Origin of the sequence: Pseudomonas sp. SIMBA_067 (genome assembly GCF_046534675.1) — a bacterium.
Lineage (GTDB): Bacteria > Pseudomonadota > Gammaproteobacteria > Pseudomonadales > Pseudomonadaceae > Aquipseudomonas > Aquipseudomonas putida.
Genome location: NZ_JAWRYH010001522.1, coordinates 1 through 229 on the forward strand (window position 1 = coordinate 1; position 229 = coordinate 229).

Here is a 229-nt window from a genome sequence, read left to right on the forward strand (position 1 = left end):
CACGAGCATTTTCAGGTAGACGCTGAACAACTCATGGAGCATGGGGCGTAGTCCTCAGCAATACTGATGCTTGTGTCAGCTAGGAAGTATGCGCTGGATCTACCAGGGTTTCCCGCTGGTTGGCCCAGTACTGGATCAGCTCGCGCAACTGTGACAATTCCACCGGCTTGGCCATGTGCCCGTCCATGCCCGCCAGCCGTGCGCGCTCCTTGTGTTCGGCCAGAATGTG

General features: G+C 57.6%; 1 protein-coding gene. It reads right to left on the bottom strand.

Translation table 11 applies throughout. From position 1 onward, the window contains the following. Positions 1-79 precede the first annotated feature (79 nt). A partial coding sequence (locus SB765_RS34535) for a hypothetical protein (RefSeq protein ID WP_410933146.1) occupies positions 80-229 on the bottom strand: 150 nt, incomplete at its 5' end.